Origin of the sequence: Amycolatopsis ultiminotia (genome assembly GCF_039536925.1) — a bacterium.
Lineage (GTDB): Bacteria > Actinomycetota > Actinomycetes > Mycobacteriales > Pseudonocardiaceae > Amycolatopsis > Amycolatopsis ultiminotia.
Window position 1 is genome coordinate 42,831 of sequence record NZ_BAAAZN010000018.1, and the last position, 17,057, is coordinate 59,887.

The 17,057-nt window shown below is 70.0% G+C and carries 14 protein-coding genes; 7 read left to right on the forward strand and 7 right to left on the reverse strand.

What is annotated here, in order from left to right; all coding sequences use genetic code 11:
* Positions 1–5 precede the first annotated feature (5 nt).
* The gene (locus ABD793_RS32450; protein WP_344866999.1) at positions 6–545 is read left to right on the forward strand and encodes a DUF3761 domain-containing protein; all 540 of its coding nucleotides are present in this window, start codon (positions 6–8) and stop codon (positions 543–545) included.
* A gap of 215 nt (positions 546–760) precedes the next feature.
* Positions 761–2,098, forward strand: a complete 1,338-nt coding sequence (locus ABD793_RS32455) for an MFS transporter (protein ID WP_425548805.1) — start codon at positions 761–763, stop codon at positions 2,096–2,098.
* Position 2,099: 1 nt separating this feature from the next.
* Here the strand turns inward: ABD793_RS32455 and ABD793_RS32460 are convergent, their stop codons facing one another.
* The 4 genes from ABD793_RS32460 to ABD793_RS32475 all read right to left on the reverse strand — a co-directional run bounded on the left by ABD793_RS32460 (position 2,100) and on the right by ABD793_RS32475 (position 7,654).
* Positions 2,100–3,653, reverse strand: coding sequence for an acetolactate synthase large subunit (locus ABD793_RS32460; RefSeq protein ID WP_344867220.1), 1,554 nt, complete (start codon positions 3,651–3,653; stop codon positions 2,100–2,102).
* A gap of 27 nt (positions 3,654–3,680) precedes the next feature.
* On the reverse strand, positions 3,681–5,063 hold the full coding sequence (locus ABD793_RS32465; protein WP_344867003.1) for an FAD-binding oxidoreductase: 1,383 nt from the start codon (positions 5,061–5,063) through the stop codon (positions 3,681–3,683).
* 827 nt (positions 5,064–5,890) lie between these two features.
* The gene (locus ABD793_RS32470; RefSeq protein WP_344867005.1) at positions 5,891–6,391 is read right to left on the reverse strand and encodes a DUF3830 family protein; all 501 of its coding nucleotides are present in this window, start codon (positions 6,389–6,391) and stop codon (positions 5,891–5,893) included.
* A gap of 3 nt (positions 6,392–6,394) precedes the next feature.
* Positions 6,395–7,654, reverse strand: a complete 1,260-nt coding sequence (locus ABD793_RS32475; RefSeq protein ID WP_344867007.1) for an aspartate aminotransferase family protein — start codon at positions 7,652–7,654, stop codon at positions 6,395–6,397.
* 91 nt (positions 7,655–7,745) lie between these two features.
* On the opposite strand from ABD793_RS32475, the gene ABD793_RS32480 reads away from it, so the two are divergent.
* The 3 genes from ABD793_RS32480 to ABD793_RS32490 all read left to right on the forward strand — a co-directional run bounded on the left by ABD793_RS32480 (position 7,746) and on the right by ABD793_RS32490 (position 10,802).
* On the forward strand, positions 7,746–9,209 hold the full coding sequence (locus ABD793_RS32480) for an NAD-dependent succinate-semialdehyde dehydrogenase (RefSeq protein WP_344867009.1): 1,464 nt from the start codon (positions 7,746–7,748) through the stop codon (positions 9,207–9,209).
* Positions 9,206–10,261, forward strand: a complete 1,056-nt coding sequence (locus ABD793_RS32485) for a tartrate dehydrogenase (RefSeq protein WP_344867011.1) — start codon at positions 9,206–9,208, stop codon at positions 10,259–10,261. Before ABD793_RS32480 ends, ABD793_RS32485 begins: the two co-directional genes overlap by 4 nt.
* A 70-nt stretch (positions 10,262–10,331) precedes the next feature.
* Complete coding sequence (locus ABD793_RS32490) at positions 10,332–10,802, forward strand: DUF4262 domain-containing protein (protein ID WP_344867013.1); 471 nt, start codon at positions 10,332–10,334, stop codon at positions 10,800–10,802.
* Positions 10,803–11,796: 994 nt separating this feature from the next.
* Here the strand turns inward: ABD793_RS32490 and ABD793_RS32495 are convergent.
* The 3 genes from ABD793_RS32495 to ABD793_RS32505 are packed head-to-tail and all read right to left on the reverse strand — an operon-like array spanning position 11,797 to position 14,017.
* Positions 11,797–12,492: a GntR family transcriptional regulator gene (locus tag ABD793_RS32495; protein ID WP_344867015.1), complete on the reverse strand. Its 696-nt coding sequence runs from the start codon at positions 12,490–12,492 to the stop codon at positions 11,797–11,799.
* Between the two features lie 3 nt (positions 12,493–12,495).
* Positions 12,496–13,230 (reverse strand): maleate cis-trans isomerase family protein, encoded by a 735-nt coding sequence (locus tag ABD793_RS32500; RefSeq protein WP_344867017.1) that lies wholly within the window; start codon positions 13,228–13,230, stop codon positions 12,496–12,498.
* 46 nt (positions 13,231–13,276) lie between these two features.
* Positions 13,277–14,017 carry a maleate cis-trans isomerase family protein gene (locus ABD793_RS32505; RefSeq protein ID WP_344867019.1) on the reverse strand — a complete coding sequence of 247 codons (741 nt, stop codon included), beginning with the start codon at positions 14,015–14,017 and terminating at the stop codon, positions 13,277–13,279.
* Positions 14,018–14,119: 102 nt separating this feature from the next.
* Between ABD793_RS32505 and ABD793_RS32510 the strand changes: the two genes are divergently transcribed.
* Both ABD793_RS32510 and ABD793_RS32515 read left to right on the forward strand, forming a co-directional pair.
* A complete protein-coding gene (locus ABD793_RS32510; RefSeq protein ID WP_344867021.1) occupies positions 14,120–15,112 on the forward strand; it encodes a D-2-hydroxyacid dehydrogenase in 993 nt (330 codons plus the stop codon).
* The gene (locus ABD793_RS32515) at positions 15,109–16,491 is read left to right on the forward strand and encodes an amidase (protein WP_344867023.1); all 1,383 of its coding nucleotides are present in this window, start codon (positions 15,109–15,111) and stop codon (positions 16,489–16,491) included. Before ABD793_RS32510 ends, ABD793_RS32515 begins: the two co-directional genes overlap by 4 nt.
* Positions 16,492–17,057: the final 566 nt, after the last annotated feature.

Below are 17,057 nucleotides of genomic sequence, written 5' to 3' on the forward strand. Positions count from 1 at the left end.
CGTGAATGCTGCGGAAGCTGGGAATGGCACTGGCGGCGGGAGCGCTGGTCGCCGGGTGCGGGGTAGGCGCGCCGCCGGCCGAGGACTCCGGCGTGGCCTCGGCCACGAGCAGCTCGCCGGTTACCTCGGCGACGCCGGTGGAGACCGTGGCGCCGGGGACAACGGTGCCCGACCCCGCGGTATCCAAGCCAGCCACGCCGAAGGCCGCGCCCAAGACCAAGGCCGCGCCCAAGACCAAGGCCGTGCCCAAGACCAAGGCCGTGCCCAAGACCAAGACCGTGCCCAAGACCAAGGCCGCGCCCAAGACCAAGGCCGCCGCCGCGAAACCGGGAACGCCGACGGCACCCGAAACCACTGTCCCGAAAAAGACCACCACCGCTGAATGCGACGCCGACTATTACCGTAATTCGTCCGGCGTGTGCGTGCATCGTCCGTCGTCGGACCCGGTCGGGGCGACTGCGCAGTGCAAAGACGGCAGCTACAGCTATAGCCGGCATCGTTCGGGGACCTGCTCCGGGCACGGTGGGGTGAAGCGGTGGCTCTGAATCCCTGACTGCTCCGTCCGGAGCAATTGCGATCCGTTCGGGTCAGTCCGGCAAGTCTGGTAGATCACGAAGCCGCCGATCCGGGCGGCTCGCCCGGTAACGTGCGTTTCGTACCGCGTACGGGCTGAATCGACCGGGCAGGGGGCGCCGTGGCGCAGCGGGGTGGGCGGGCGATCATTGTGGTGCTCGCTTCGTGCGGGCTGGTCGCGTCGTTCATGCAGACGCTCGTCGTACCGTTGATCCCGGCCTTCCCCCGGCTGCTGGGCGCCACGCCGACGGACGCGTCGTGGGTCGTCACGGTCACCTTGCTCGCCGGGGCGGTCGTCACGCCGGTGAGCGGCAGGCTCGGTGACCTCTACGGCAAACGCCGGGTGCTGCTCGCCAGCCTTGGCGTGCTGGTGGCCGGGTCCGTGCTCTCGGCGCTCACCAGTTCGCTCATGCTGATGGTGGCAGGCCGCGGCATGCAGGGTCTTGCGATGGGGGTGATCCCGCTCGGGATCAGCATCATGCGGGACGAACTGCCGCGCGAACGCGTGAGCGGCGCGATCGCGCTGATGAGCGCGACGCTCGGGGTCGGCAGCGCGATCGGGTTGCCGCTCGCTGCCGTGGTCGCGGAAAACACCGACTGGCACGTGCTTTTCTGGGGTTCGGCCGCGCTCGGCGTCGGCTGTGCGTCGCTGATCCTTCGCTATGTACCGGAATCGCCGGTGCGCACGCCTGCTCCGTTCGACTACCTCGGTGCGCTCGGTCTCGTCGTGGGACTCACCTGCCTGCTGCTGCCGATCGTGAAGGGCGCCGAATGGGGCTGGGGCAGCGGGGCCACCCTCGGCTTCGCGGTGACGGCGGTGGTGGTGTTCGCCGGATGGGGCTGGTACCAGCTGCGCCGCCGGGATCCGCTGGTCGACCTTCGGGTGTCCGCGCGACGGCCGGTGCTGTTCACGAACCTGGCGTCGATCCTGGTCGGGTTTTCCATGTACGCCATGTCTTTGTCGTTCCCGCAGCTGCTGCAGGCGCCGGCGGCGACCGGATACGGCCTCGGCCTGACCATGGTCGGGGCAGGACTGTGTCTCGCCCCGAACGGGATCGTGATGATGCTGCTGTCCCCGGTTTCGGCTCGGCTGACCAACCGCTACGGCGCACGGACCACGTTGATCACCGGTACCTCGGTGATCGCGCTCGGCTACCTGTTCGCGATCCTGCTGATGGACAACGCGCTCGAGCTGGTTGCCGCGTCGGTGATCATCGGCGCCGGGGTCGGCATCGCGTACGCGGCGATGCCGGCACTGATCATGGGCGCGGTGCCGGTCACCGAAACTGCTTCCGCCAACGGTCTCAATGCCCTCATGCGCTCGGTCGGCACGTCGACCTCCAGCGCCGTGATGGCCACCATGCTCACGCACCTGACCCTGACGGTGGGCACGCTGACCGTGCCTTCGCTGACCGGATTCCGCGCCGCCTTCGCGGTGGCTGCGGTGGCCGCGCTCGCCGGAACGGCGCTCACCCTGGTGGTGCCCCGGGTCCGGGCCACCACCAGGGAACTCGCCCCGGTCTGAGTCAGAGCAAGGGCGGGACGGCCGCATCGATCAGGTGCGGACCGGGTTCGGCCACCGCGCGGGCGAACTGCTCGGCCAGTTCCTCGGCGGTGGTCGCGCGGGTAGCCGGTACGCCCATGCCCTCGGCGATCTTCACGAAGTCGAGGTCCGGCCTGCCGAGGTCGAGCAGATCCTTTGCCCGCGGGCCGTCACCGGCCGCGCCGACGCGCTGCAGCTCCATCCGCAGGATCGCGTACGCGTTGTTGTTGAGCACCACGGTGGTGACGTCGAGGTTTTCCCGCGCCTGCGTCCACAGGGCCGAGATGGTGTACATCGCGCTGCCGTCGGACTCCAGGTTGATCACCGGCCGCCGTGGTGCGGCAACGGCGGCTCCGACGGCCACCGGCATGCCGTAGCCGATGGCGCCGCCGGTGAGCGTGAGCACGTCGTGGCGCGGTGCGCCCGCGGTGGCGGCGGGCAGCAGCAGACCGGAAGTGTTGGTCTCGTCGACGATCACCGCGTTCTCCGGCAGCAGCGCGCCGATCGCGTCCACCCAGTTCTGCGGGGTGAGCGGACCGCTCGGCACCGCCGGCCGGGTTGCCTCCTGCAGCGCCGGTTCGGTGTCTGCGGCGACCAGCGCGGCGACTTCGCCGAGTGCGGTGGTCACGTCCTGGCCGGGCGTGGCGAGCACGTGCACCTGCGCGCCATCGGGGGTGAGCTCGCTCGGGGTTCCGGGGTAGGCGAAGAAGGACACCGGCGCCCTCGTGCCCGCGATGATCAGGTGCCGCACGCCGTCCAGCTGGTACTTCGCCTGTTCGGCCAGATAGCCGAGCCGTTCGATGTTCGGCAGCCCGGCACCGCGTTCGAGCCGCGCCGGGAACGTCTCGGTGAACGCCTTCGCGCCGGTCGCCTGTGCGATCCGGCTGGTTGCCAGCAACCCCGCTTCGTGGCAGGCGTCCCCGCCGATCAGCAGCGCCACGGGTTCGCCGCTGCGCAGCGCCTCCGCGACCGCCTTCACCGTCGTCGCGTCCACCGGCTGCGGGGCGCGGGGCGGGATCGGCGCGCACGTTTCACCGCCCTCGCCCCAGGAAGCGTCGGCCGGCAGGATCAGCGACGCGATCCGGCCGGGCGCGTCCTGCGCGGCCGCGACGGCCGCCGCCGCGTCCGCGCCGACGTCCTTGGTGTGCCCGGACCGCCGCGACCAGCCTTCGAGCCAGCCGGTCAACGCGTCGATGTCCGATTCCAGCGGTGCGTCGAGCGGTTTGTGGTACGTGGCGTGGTCGCCGATCACGTTGACCACCGGGGTGTGCGCACGCCGCGTGTTGTGCAGGTTCGCCAGGCCGTTGCCGAGGCCGGGGCCGAGGTGCAGCAGCGTGGCCGCGGGTTTGCCGGTGATCCGCGCGTAGCCGTCGGCCGCCCCGGTCACCACGCCCTCGAAGAGCGCCAGCACACCGCGCATCTCCGGCACGGAGTCGAGCGCGGCGACGAAGTGCATCTCCGACGTCCCGGGGTTGGAGAAGCACACCTCGACACCGCTGTCGACGAGCGTGCGGATCAGGGACTGGGCACCGTTCATCGTGCTCACTGTGCTCACTTTCCAGGCTCAGGCGAACAGGACGCCGGGGTTGAGGATGCCTGCCGGGTCGAAGCTGTCCTTGAGCCGGCGCAGCAGCGCGAGTTTCGCCGGATCGGTCAGCTTCTCGTGGTACTTCGTCTTGGTGCGGCCGAGTCCGTGCTCGCCGGAGATCGCGCCACCGAGCTCCATGGCGTAGCCGAAGATGTCGGTCAGCAGCCGGCTTCGGGTGTCCGGGTCCGTACAGAAGATCGCCAGGTGCACGTTGCCGTCACCGGCGTGCCCGCAGCCGATCGCGCCGCCGCCCGCGGCCAGCGCCAGCTCGCGGGCCCTGGTGAGGAACGCGGGCATCGCAGTCCGCGGGACCACTACGTCGATCACGTCGTCCGCGCCGGCCGCTTTTGCGTTCCAGAAGGCCTTTTCCCTGGCCGCGATGAGCTTGCGCGCGGCTCCGCCGTCCAGCACGTACGCGTCGGTGGCGCCGAGTTCGGTGAGCAGCTCGCCGAGCGCCTCGACGTCCTCGTCGACCCGCTCGGCCACCCGGTTTTCCAGCGCCACCGCCAGATAGGCCTGGGTCCGTTCGCGGATCTGTTCCGGTACGCCGAGTTCCAGCTTGTCGTTGTAGACCATCGCGGCCATGGTCAGGTTGTCGATGTACTCGAGGATGTGCGGCGCCAGCCCGCTCGCGACGATCCGCGGTACCGCCGCCATCACCTGGTCGAAGTCGTCGAACGGGGCGAGCACCGTGGCGCCGTGCGGCAGCCGGGGGTGCAGTTTCAGGATCACCTCGGTGACCAGCGCGAGGGTGCCTTCCGAGCCGATGATCAGCTGGGTGAGGTCGTAGCCGGTGGAGATCTTCGACGTGCGACCGCCGGTGCGGACGACCTCGCCGCTGGGCAGGACCGCCTGCAGGCCCACCACATTGCTGCGGGTCACGCCGTAGCGGATCGCGCGCATGCCCCCGGCGTTCGTGCCGACGGTGCCGCCGACGCTCGCGCTCAGTTCGCCGGGGTAGACCGGGTAGGTGAGGCCGTGGTCCGCGGTCGCCGCCTCCAGTTCGGCCAGCGTGACCCCGGGCTGGACCACGGCGACGTGGTTGCCGGTGTCGATCTCGAGAACGGCGTTCATCCGCTCGAAGGAGACCAGGAGTCCGCCGTCCACCGGCCGTGCTCCCGCGGACAGGCCGCTGCCGGACCCACGGGCGGTCACCGGGACTCCCGCCTCGGCGGCGGCTTTCAGCAGTTCGGCGACTTCCTCGGCGGTGGCGGGCTTTGCCACGTAACCGGGCTTCTGCGGGGGCGCGCTCAGTGCTTCGTCGTGCGCGTAGTCGTCGGAGATCGCTTCACCGGTCAGCAGGTTCCCGGTACCGACGATGCCGGCCAGCCGCGTCCCGGCCTCGTCCTTCTGCGCCACTGCCTGTCCCTCCACGGTGCACCCGAACGTGACGGTCCGAGCCTAGTCCCTCCGCCGGGAGGGTGACCATGAAGACGTTCCGAGTTCCCCGCTGCGGCGCCGGTGACCTGGGGTAACGACTCGGGCGGCCGATGCGGAAAGCAGTGAAAAGCATTTCGGGAAACGCCGGACCGCCTTTTTCGCGGCCACGGCGGAATGGGCGGGAAATCCGGAAAGGGGCCGGCCCGCGCCAACAGGCCGACCCCCTCGGGTTAATCCTCGGTGCCGGTCAGACGAGCCAGCCGAGCACGTGCGCCAGGTGGGCCAGTGCGCTGGAGATGATGTCGTGGCCGTGGTGCACGTGCTGGGTGAACATCTGCATGTGAGGGGCTCCTTGTTCGGATTGTCTTCAGTTGTGCTCTCGCGAGGAGCGAATGCAGATTTGCACTGGCAGGACAGAGGTGTCAAAAGCCGTTTCCCGCGTCCGGGAGAACTCCGGAATCTTCCCATGCTAAACGCGTAAGGCTTTCGTGTTCGACGGTGGGGGTGGCACGGTGGACGGAGCACCACCGTTGGTAGCGGCTGGCCGGGTTGCTCACCGTGGGTAGCAGAACCTGGTTGCGACAACTGGGCGTCGTGTCGTCTCGAACCGGTGAACGGGGCGACACGAAAGGTGAGTGAGCCAGGTTCACACGCCCGGGTGATCAATGCCGGTCCGTCGCGCAGCACGGCGAGGACGCGCCCTCACTTGCCGTGATCCGGGCGTCACCGGACCGTGCCGCTTTCCCCGACCGCCGGACGGCAACCGGGTCTCCGCGTCCGGCTGCGGAGACCCGGCCGCCGGCGGCTCATTCCGCCCTTGCGAACGAAAGCGTCTCGCCCTCGACGCCGCGGAGCCACAGATCCTGCGCTGCGGCGGCGATCTCGGGCAGCCCCTCCTCGATGGTCGCGAAGACGTTGCCGGGTACCCAGCCTGCGTCTCCGTTGATGAGAAGGTTGTTGCGGCCGTAGAAGATCGCCAGATCCGTGGCGCCCTGGTCGCTGTGCGCCTCGCTGTCGTCGTCGTAGCCGTACGCCGGATTGCCGATCTCCCACGCCTCGAACCCGAAGTACACGACATCACCCGGAATCGGGGTGATCGTCGGGTTTTCCCGGCCCGGTTTGGGATCGGCGAAGGGCGGTACGAGGGTGTATACCTCGTTCCGCGCGTACTTCGCGTGGTAGGCCGAACTGCTCTGCGGGAGCGCGTCCCACACCGCCTTGCAGGTGCGGGGCGCCTCGTCGTCGAGCAGCCGGGCGCGGCAGGAGACCCCTCGCTTGTCGAGGGTGATGGTGATGTACCGCGCCATGGCTCAGCTCCCAGCCGTGACGGAAGCGACGACCTCGCCCCAGATCCGCAGCGCTTCGTCGACCTGCTCGGCGTTGACCACCAACGGCGGCACCATGCGCACGACGTTCGAGTACGCGCCACAGGTGAGCAGCAGCAGGCCGTTGCGCGCAGCGGCCTGCTGTGCAGCCTGCGCGGTCGCTGTGTCCGGCTCGCCGTCCGCAGTGGTGAATTCCGTACCCACGAGAAGGCCGAGACCGCGTACCTCGCCGATGGCGGGCGTCTTGTCGGCGATCACCCGCGCGCCTTCGAGCAGCTGACGGCCGCGCTCGGCAGCGTTGTCGACCAAGCCCTCTTCGCGGATCACGTCGAGCGTCGCGATTGCGGCCGCGCAGGACACCGCGTTGCCGCCGTACGTACCGCCCTGTGAACCCGGGTACGCCTTCGCCATCAATTCCTGCGACGCCGCGATACCCGAAAGCGGGAAGCCGCTGGCAAGGCCCTTCGCGATCAGCACGATGTCGGGGGAGACGTCAAAGTGGTCGTGGCCCCAGAACTTGCCGGTGCGGCCGAAGCCGGTCTGCACCTCGTCGAGCACCAGGAGGATGCCGTGCCGGTCCGCGCGCTCGCGCAACCCGGCCAGGAATTCGGTGTTCGCCGGCACGTAGCCGCCTTCGCCGAGTACCGGCTCGACGAAGAAGGCCGCGGTCTCGCCCGGCGCGGACACCGTCTGGAACAGGTAGTCCAGCTCGCGCAGCGCGAACTTCGTGGCGGTCTCGGTGTCCCAGCCGTAGTGGTAGGCGTACGGGAACGGGGCCACGTGCACACCCGCCATTAGCGGCGAGATGCCGGTGCTGAACCGGGTGCCGGACGTGGTCATCGAGGCGGCGGCGACCGTGCGGCCGTGGAACCCGCCCTGGAAGACGATCACGTTCGGCCGCTTCGTCGCCTGGCGGGCGAGCCGCAGCGCGGCCTCCACGGCCTCGCTGCCGGAGTTGGAGTAGAACAGCGAATCGAGCCCGGCCGGGAGCACCTCGCCGAGCTTCTCGGTCAGCTCCAGCAGCGGCTGGTGCATCACGGTCGTGTACTGCCCGTGCACGAGTTTGCCGATCTGCGCCCGCGCGGCCTCGACCACGCGCGGGTGACAGTGGCCGGTACTGGTCACGCCGATCCCCGCGGTGAAGTCGAGGTGACGTTTTCCGTCCACGTCGTAGAGGTAAACCCCTTCACCGTGGTCGACGACAACGGGCGTTGCCTGCTTGAGCAGCGGGGAAAGCTGTGCCATGCGGCGCGCTCCTAGTTCTGGTTCACGGTTGTCGATTGTTGACAATATCCATAGCATGGCCTCGGGACAACCAGGAACGGGAGCGATCCGGATGAGTGTGATCACCGAGGACGGTGTGGTCGGCGCGGTCGGCAAGGACCTCTTCGTCGGCGGCAAGTGGGTGCCGGCCCGCAGCGGGCGGGCCTTCGACGTGCAGGACCCGTCGACCGGCGCGGTGCTGTGCCAGGTCGCCGACGCCGCGGCCGAAGACGGCTTGGCGGCGCTCGACGCGGCCGTCGCGGCACAGGAGAGCTGGGCGGCCGTCGCGCCTCGTGAGCGGGGGGAGATCCTCCGCCGGGCGTACGAGAAGCTGCTCGAACGCCGCGACGAGCTTGCCCTGCTGATGACACTGGAGATGGGCAAACCGCTTGCCGAAGCCGCCGGGGAAATCACCTACGCGGCCGAGTTCTTCCGCTGGTTCGCCGAAGAGGCGGTGCGCATCGACGGCGGGTACGCGGTGGCGCCCAACGGCTCCGGCCGCTTCCTTGTCACCCGTCAGCCGGTGGGCCCGACGCTGCTGATCACCCCGTGGAACTTCCCGATGGCGATGGGTACACGCAAGATCGGCCCTGCCGTCGCCGCGGGCTGCACGATGGTGATCAAGCCTGCCGCGCAGACGCCGCTGTCGATGCTGGCGCTCGCCGGGATCCTCGCCGAGGCAGGACTGCCCGAGGGCGTGCTGAACGTGGTCACCACCACCGACGCCGGTGGCGTGATGGAGCCGCTGATCCGGGACGGGCGCGCGCGCAAGCTGTCCTTCACCGGATCTACCGCGGTCGGCCGCAAGTTGCTGGAACAGTGCGCGGAGAAGGTGCTTCGCACGTCGATGGAGCTTGGCGGCAACGCCCCGTTCCTGGTGTTCGAGGACGCGGACCTGGACGCCGCGGTCGAAGGCGCGATGCAGGCGAAGATGCGCAACATCGGTGAGGCGTGCACCGCGGCCAACCGGTTCTACGTGCAGCGCGGCGTCGTCGAGGAGTTCTCCCGCCGGCTCACCGAGCGGATGCAGGCGCTGCCGATGGGCCGCGGCACCGAGGACGGCGTGGTCGTCGGCCCGCTGATCGACGAGGCCGCGGTCGAGAAGGTGACCACGCTGGTCAAGGACGCCGCCGACCGGGGTGCGCGGGTGCTGACCGGGGGCGAGCCGGTGGACGGGCCGGGGCACTTCTACCCGGCCACGGTGCTCACCGACGTGCCTGCCGACGCCCGGCTGGCAGCCGAGGAGATCTTCGGCCCGGTCGCGCCGATCACGCCGTTCGACAGCGAGGACGAGGCGATCGGGAAGGCCAACGACACCGAGTACGGCTTGGTTTCCTACCTCTACACCAGTGATCTGAAGCGGGCGCTACGCGTCTCGGAGCGGCTGGAGGCCGGGATGATCGGGCTCAACCAGGGCGTCGTGTCCAATCCGGCGGCGCCGTTCGGCGGGATCAAACAGTCCGGCCTCGGCCGGGAGGGCGGCACCGTCGGCATCGACGAATTCCTCGAAACCAAGTACATCGCGGTGAGCCTGTGAACCACCGGATTGCCGCGATCCCCGGCGACGGGATCGGAGTCGACGTCACGGTCGAGGCACGCAAGGTGCTCGACGCGGCCGGCGCGAAGTACGGTTTCTCCTTGGCGTGGACGGAATTCGACTGGAGCTGTGAGCGGTACGCCAAGACCGGCGCGATGATGCCCGAGGACGGTGTCGCGCAGTTGTCGGAGTTCGACGGCATCCTGCTCGGTGCGGTCGGCTTCCCCGGGGTGCCGGACCACGTTTCGCTGTGGGGCCTGCTGATCCCGCTGCGGCGGGCGTTCCAGCAGTACGTGAACCTGCGTCCGGTGCGGCTGCTGCCGGGCACCACCTCGGCGCTGGCCGGGCGGACGCCGGACGAGCTGGAGATGGTGATCGTCCGGGAGAACTCCGAGGGCGAGTACTCGGCGATCGGCGGACGGCACAATTCCGGGCAGCCGGACGAGTTCGTGCTGCAGGAGTCGGTGTTCACCCGGACCGGCGTGCAGCGGATCATCCGGTACGCCTTCGAACTGGCCCGCACGCGGTCCGGGCACGTCACGTCGGCGACGAAGTCCAACGGGCTGATCCACTCGATGCCGTACTGGGACGAGATCTTCGCCGAGATCGGTGCGCAGTACCCGGACGTGCCCGCCGAACAGTGCCATGTGGACGCCCTCGCGGCCAGGATGGTGCAGGCGCCGGACCGGATCGACGTGGTCGTGGGTTCGAACCTGTTCGGCGACATCCTGAGCGATCTCGCGGCCGCAGTCACCGGCGGACTGGGCATGGCCCCGTCCGGCAACATCAACCCATCAGGTGAATTCCCGTCGATGTTCGAGGCCGTGCACGGCAGTGCCCCGGACATCGCCGGACAGGGCATCGCGAACCCGGTGGCGCAGATCCTGGCCGGTGCAATGCTGCTCGAACACCTGGGAGAAACCGTTGCCGCACAGGCAATCCGCACCTCCGTCGACGAGGTGCTGAGGGCCGGCGCCACGCGCACCCCCGACCTGGGCGGCACCGCTACCACAACTGCGCTCGGCACCGCGGTGGCCACTTCGCTCCGCTGATTTTTCGTCGGTACCGCGCGCTTCACTCTCCCCCGGGACCCACCGCGGGTCCCGGGGGAGGAGAACGCCGATGTGCCGGATGTGCGAGGAACCGGAGAGATCCGCCGGGCAGTACCTGAACGAGGTGCTGGAACGGATCCAGGAGTACGGCTGGTGTGTGCAGGGCGTGCTGGGCACGGGCGCCCGCCCGCCGTGGGCGTACACCCTGGGGCTGACCGCACAAGGCCTGCCCGAGCTGGTCGTCACCGGCCTCGCCCCGCATCCGGCCGCGATGCTGCTGTCGGCGGCGGTCGAGCGGGTGCTCAGCGCGGGCCCGCCCGAACCGGGCGAACGACTGGAACTGCCGGGCCGCCCCGCCCCCGAAGCGGTGGCACTGACCGCCCCCGCCGTGCACCTGCACTTCGCGGTGGCCCTGTACGGCCCGCAAATCCGCGCGCTGCAACTGGTCCACCCGGATGCCGATGGCATCTACCCGTGGTCCCCGGACTACCGCTCGGGCCAAGGCGGCCAGCCGGTACTGGGGGAGCGAGACCATGCCTGAACGACACCGTTTTCCTTGGCGGGCAAGGACTTGGCAGGCCGAAATCCGGTGGGCAAGGCCTCGGCCCCTCCCGCACAGGACACCCATACCCCGCCGACGCCACAAGCAAGTACCGGCAGCTTCCGCAGCACGCTCTTTCGCGGGTTTCGCGGGTTTCGCGGGTCTCGCAGGTCTCGCCGGGCTCGCAGGTCTCGCGAGTTTCGCCGGGCTCGCGGGTCTCGCGGGTCTCGCCGGATTCGAGGGGTTCCCGGGTTTCGCGGGGCTTGCCAGGTTCGCAGGGCTCGTTGGGTCCGCAGGGCTCAGCGGGTCCGTGCAGCCCGAACGGTTCGTGGGAATCACGGGTTTCCCACCGCTCCCACGACTCGTGCGGTTCGCAGTGCCGCCACGGTTTGCCGGACGATCAGCCGCAGTCGTCCGCGGTCAGGTGCATTCGCTATACACGACGCCCCCGCCAGCGCCGTCGCCCCGCCGAACACCCACGAGATCCGCGAGCCAGCGACCGATTCTTGCCACCGCTCAACCCGCTCTGCCGCACTTTGCGCCGTCGCGCTCGGCACTATGGCGTCTGCCCCCGCCGCAGCCGATCTTGCAACGCCTGGTCTTACCACGCCCGTTCCCCCGGCGTGTGGCCTTGCCGCGCCCGGCCCCGCGGTGCCTTGCCTTGCCGCGCTCGTTCGTGCGGCGCTTGGCTGTGTCGCGTTTGGCTCTGCCGCGCCCGTTCCCCCGGCGTGTGGCTTTGTCACGCCTGGTCCCGCGGCGTCTTGCCTTGCTGCGCTTGTTCGTGCGGCGTGTGACTCTGCCGCGCCCGGTCTTGCGGCGTGTGGCTTTGTCACGCCCGGTCCCGCAGCGCCTGGCCCTGCTGCGCCTGTTCCTGCCGCGTCTGGCCCTGCTGTTCCCTGCCCCGCGCATCACGCGGCAGACGTACCCGCGGGCCCCGTCGCCGCCCGAGCCGCAATCGCGGCCGCGCGTTTGTGCTCGCCGCCGGGTTGCCGGGTCACGTCGCCGGTGTGCCGCCGTTCTGCAGGCTCGTGCCCGGTATCAGGCGGCTGATCGCGTCCTCCATGTGCGCGTCCAGCAAGTGCAGTGCGGTCGCCTCGTCGCCGGTTCGCAGCGCCTCGATGATCTGCGTGTGCTCGAGCACCCGCTCCTCCACGCGCTGGTACGTGCTCTGCAGCAGCGTCAGGCACATACGCGTTTCGATCAGCAGCGTGCGGGCCATGCGTACCAGGCGTTTGCTGCCGGAGGCGTCGATCAGCGCCTCGTGGAAGCGCAGGTCCGCAGTGGACAGTGCGGAGGGATCGTCGTCGTCCGCGGCGGTGGCCATGTCGGCCACTGCCTGTTCCAGCACTCCCGCCACTTCCTCGCGATCACCGCGGCGCAGGACCCGCAGCAGCGCGGTGCGCTCCACCGAGGTCCGGGCGAGATAGATGTCGTACACGTCGGCCGGTTCGAGGTCGATCACGAACAGGCCGCGGTGCCGTTCACTGCGCAGCAGCCCCTCCGAAACGAGGTGTTGCATCGCCTCTCGCAGCGGGCCACGCGAAACCTGGAACCGGGCGGCCAGATCCGTCTCCCCGAGCTGCGTGCCCGGCGGAAGGACGCCGTTCATGATCGCCTCCCGCAGCTGGCGCGCGATCACGGTGGCGGTCGACTCGCGGTTGACCGGTTCGATGCCGGGCAGGGCGACCATCGATCACCTCCCGGCCCGGAAGAGCGCGCCGAGCGAGCGCACCATCCGGGTCGTGCCGGTCAGTCGAAGCCCTTCCCAGATGGTCACCTGGTTCGCGGTGAGCACCGGTTTGCCCAGCTTCGCCTCGATGTCGGTGATCTCGCCCAGCGTGCGCATCGCGGTGTCCGGCACGAGCAGCGCGTCCGCGTCCGGGTGGTCGTGGCTCACGGCGAGGTCCACGACGGCCTCCGGCGACAGCTTGCCGACCTCTGCCGCGGTGTCGATGTCCGCGCTCGACATGCTCAGCACTTCGACCCCGCCCGCGGCGAGGAACTCCACGAACAGCCGGGCCACGTCGTCCGGGTAGCTGGCGGCCACGGCGACCCGTTTCACCTCCAGCGCCTGCGCTGCATGCACAAAAGCGAACGACGTGCTCGACGCAGGCACGCCCGCGGCCGTGGCCAGCCGGTCGGCCTGATCGCGGGCGCCGTCCCAGCCGTACACGAAGCTGCCGGAGGTACACGCCCAGACCACCGCGTCCGGCGTGTGTTTGGCGAGCAGCCCGGCGCCGTCGGCGAGCCGGGACGCACTGCCGAGGTCCAGCAGCTCCGGCACGGCGTGCAGGTCGGTGCCGTAGATGTGGGCGACCGGCAGCCGGATGTCGCCCTCGGCTGCCTCCGAACCTCCGAGCAGCTGCTCCGCGAGCGGGTAGTCGTCCTCGGCCGCGTGGTCGGGATAGATGAAGCCGATCGTGGTCACGAAACCTCCGGGATACGCAAATTGTCGACAATGTTATCGAGGTGGGTCAAGAGACCTCCCGCAGCCACTGGCCGGGCCCGACGATCGGCAGCTGCATCCGGCGCAGGCACGCCCACATGGTCAGCTGGTTGGCCGTCAGCACCGGTTTGCCCAGCGCCTTCTCCAGTGGCTCGATCAGGTCGAACGTGGGGAGGTTGGTACAGCTGACGAAAATGGCCTCGGCCGCACTGTGGTCGGCGGCGAGGATCCGCTCGGCGATGGTGCGGTAGCTGACCTTCCAGATGCCGCCGCCGAGGCCGAGGTGGTCGCTGGCCACCGTCTGCACGCCGAGTTCGGCGAGGAAGCCGTGGAGTTTGCCGGTGAGGTCGGCGTCGTAGGGGGTGAGCACGGAGACCCGGTGCAGGTTCAGCTGCTGCAGCACTTCGGCGAGCGCGCCGGAGGTGGTCACCGCGTCCGGCGCGCCCGCGTCGCAGATGGCTTTGGTGAGGGAGTGCTCGTAGGCGACGCCGTTCACGAAGCTGCCCGAGGTGCACAGGTACGCGACCACTTCGGGCTCCACGTGCAGCACGTCGCGCGTGGCGGCGGCGAGGTGCCGGCTGTCGCTCACCAGCTGTGCCATCTCCATGCTCACCGGGACCGGTTCGTACGGGGTGCGGGCGAGGTGCAGGGACACCTCCATCGGCACCCAGCGCCATAGTTCGCGCTCCAATGCCAGGTCGAAGGGGGCGATCACGCCGATGCCCCGCTGGGCAAGCGGGCCGTCGAACGCGAGGAAGTCCAGATCCAAGGCTCAGCCTCCGGAATACGCCTGTGCGGTGACACGTCCGGTGCTCCGGGGGTCGTTCCTCGGATTGTTGACAATCATACGAGCCACTTTTACCGTGTCAATGTGATCGCCTCGGAAATCCCTGTCCTTGCGGTGCTCTGCGGGGCGAACCTGCCACCGGACATGGCTGCTGTCGAGGCGGCGGCGGTGGTTCGTTACACGGATGCGCGTGGGCTCCCGGAAGCATTGGCCGGAGCCGACGCGCTTTTCGTCTACGACTTCCTCTCCACCGCCGTCCCCGGCGCGTGGGCCGCGGCGGATCGGCTGCGCTGGCTGCACATCGCCAGTGCCGGCGTGGACCCGGTGCTGTTCCCGGAGCTGCGCGACAGCGACGTGGTGCTCACGAACTCGCGCGGCGTGTTCGACGACGCCATCGCCGAGTACGTGCTCGGTGTCGTGCTCGCGTTCGCCAAGGATTTCGCCCGGTCGCTGGACCTGCAGCGGGCAGGTACATGGCGACACCGGGAAAGCGAGCGGATCGCCGGACGCGAGGTGCTCGTGATCGGTACCGGGCCGATCGGGCGGGCCACCGCGCGGCTGTTGCGCGCGGCCGGGATGCGGGTCTCCGGCGCAGGCCGCCGGGCCCGCACCGGTGACGCCGACTTCGGCGAGGTGCACGATTCCGCCGAACTGCCGCGGTACCTGGGCGAGTACGACTACGTGGTCGCGGTCGCGCCGCTCACCGAGCAGACCAAGGGGATGTTCGACGCCGGGGCGTTCGCCGCGATGAAGCCGTCCGCGCGGTTCGTCAACGTCGGGCGCGGTGAGCTGGTGGTCACCTCCGACCTGGTCGCGGCGTTGCGCGGCGGACAGCTCGCGGGCGCCGCGCTGGACGTGTTCGAGACCGAGCCGCTGCCTCCGGACAGTCCACTCTGGACGCTGCCGGACGTGCTGGTCTCCCCGCACATGTCGGGGGACTTCGCGGGCTGGCGGCGCACCCTGGTAGAGGTGTTCGCGGCGAACTTCCGGCGATGGACCGCGGGGGAGCCGCTGCAGAACGTCGTGGACAAACGGCTCGGATACGTGCCGTCCGAATCGCAGGGAGCCGCCGGATGAGCGACCGGGAACTGACCGCCAGCGAGCTCGTCGCCGCCTACGCCACCGGGGAACTGTCCCCGGTGGAGTCGACGCAGAACGCGCTGAAGGCCATCGAGGACCGGGACGGCGAGCTCAACGCCTACTGCCTCGTCGACGCCGACCGTGCGCTCGAACAGGCGAAACAGTCCGAGCTCCGGTGGCGGGACGGTAATCCGATCGGCTGGCTCGACGGCGTTCCCTCGTCCATCAAGGACATGTTCCTCACCCAGGGCTGGCCGACGCTGCGCGGATCGACCAGCATCCCCGTGGACCAGCCGTGGGACGTGGACAGCCCGGTGATGGCGCGGATGCGCGAGGCGGGCCTCGTCGTGCTCGGCAAGACGACCACGCCGGAGATCGCGTGGAAGGGCGTCACCGACAGCGCGCTCGCCGGCATCACCCGCAATCCGGTCGACCCCGGCAAGACCGCGGGTGGATCCAGCGGCGGCAGCGCCGCGGCGGTCGCCGCGGGCATGGGCGAACTGTCGGTGGGTACCGACGGCGGCGGTTCGGTGCGGATCCCCGCGTCGTTCTGCGGGATCGTCGGGCTGAAGCCGACGCACGGCCGGATTCCGCTGTTCCCGGCGAGCCCGTTCGGGCCGCTTTCGCACGCCGGACCGATGGCGCGCAGCGTGGACGACATCGCGCTGCTGCTCGACGTGCTCGCCACCCCCGACCACCGCGACCCGGCCGGTCTGGCCCCGCCGGCAGGCACCTACCGCGAAGCCGTGCGCCGTGATGTGCGCGGGCTGATCGCGGCCTACTCGCCGACGCTCGGGTACGTGGACGTGGATCCCGAGGTGGCTGCGCTCGTCGCGGCCGCGGTCCGCGCTCTCGACGACGCCGGTCTGCAGATCGAGGAGACCGATCCGGGCTTCAGCGACCCGAAGCCCGCCTTCGACGTGCTGTGGTCCACCGGCGCGGCGAAGATGCTCGACTCGTTCCCGGAGGGCAGCGAAGACCGCGTCGACCCCGGGTTGCGGCGCGTATGGGAGAAGGGCCACACCTACTCGGCGAGCGACTACCTCGACGCCTCCGCGGAACGCGCCGCACTCGGCATCCGGATGGGCGAGTTCCACACCCGCTACGACGTGCTGATCACGCCGACCATCCCGATCCCCCCGTTCGAGGCAGGCCACGACGTGCCGCCGGGCAGCGGACTGAGCGAGTGGCCGGAGTGGACGCCGTTCACCTACCCGTTCAACATGACCCAGCAACCGGCCATCAGCGTCCCGGCGGGCCGCACGTCGGCGGGCCTGCCGGTGGGAGTGCAGATCGTCGGCCCGCGCCATTCGGACGACCTGGTACTGGCCGTGGCGAAGCTGCTGGAGGAAGTACACCCCTGGGCAGGCCGCTGACCCCGTCGGCACCCGACCGCCCACCAGCCCGGCCCCGCTTCTGCCTGACCGGCAACGCTTTCCGGCCGAATCGACGGACCGGCGACCGAGCGCTGCACCGCCCCCCAGCCGCGCAACGGGGCGGCGCCGCCCCGACGTGCCCGCGCCACCCCTCCCGCGCGAGCCGCGATGCCACGCAAGCCCACAACAACCCGGACGAGCAGACCACCCGCACCCGTTCGGACCGGGCCGAGTGGCCTGGTGGTGCCGGGTGGAGCGGGCCAAGCGGCCCGGTCGCGTCGGGTGGGGTCGCGTTGAGTGGGCCTCTCGTGCCCGGAAGGCGGGACGAGTGGGCCGTTCGGACCGGGTGCCGGGACAAGCGGGCCGATCGCACCAGGTGGAGCGCGTCGGGTGGCCCGGTCGGATCTGGTGGGTCGGGTCGAGCGGGCCGGTCGTGCCCTGGGGAGGCGAGACGAGTGGCCCGGTCGTGCCGGGTGGAGCGTGCCGGGTGGGCCGTTCGCATCGGGTGGGTTGTGTTGAGTGGGCGGGCCGTTCCGGCTGGAGCGGGTCGAGTGGGCCGGTCGTTC

Coding starts and splice junctions, on each gene's coding strand:
- ABD793_RS32450 (WP_344866999.1), top strand. CDS start 6: ATGCTGCGGAAGCTGGGAATGGCACTGGCGGCGGGAGCGCTGGTCGCC.
- ABD793_RS32455 (WP_425548805.1), top strand. CDS start 761: ATGCAGACGCTCGTCGTACCGTTGATCCCGGCCTTCCCCCGGCTGCTG.
- ABD793_RS32460 (WP_344867220.1), bottom strand. CDS start 3,653: ATGAACGGTGCCCAGTCCCTGATCCGCACGCTCGTCGACAGCGGTGTC.
- ABD793_RS32470 (WP_344867005.1), bottom strand. CDS start 6,391: ATGGCGCGGTACATCACCATCACCCTCGACAAGCGAGGGGTCTCCTGC.
- ABD793_RS32475 (WP_344867007.1), bottom strand. CDS start 7,654: ATGGCACAGCTTTCCCCGCTGCTCAAGCAGGCAACGCCCGTTGTCGTC.
- ABD793_RS32480 (WP_344867009.1), top strand. CDS start 7,746: ATGAGTGTGATCACCGAGGACGGTGTGGTCGGCGCGGTCGGCAAGGAC.
- ABD793_RS32490 (WP_344867013.1), top strand. CDS start 10,332: ATGTGCCGGATGTGCGAGGAACCGGAGAGATCCGCCGGGCAGTACCTG.
- ABD793_RS32495 (WP_344867015.1), bottom strand. CDS start 12,492: ATGGTCGCCCTGCCCGGCATCGAACCGGTCAACCGCGAGTCGACCGCC.
- ABD793_RS32515 (WP_344867023.1), top strand. CDS start 15,109: ATGAGCGACCGGGAACTGACCGCCAGCGAGCTCGTCGCCGCCTACGCC.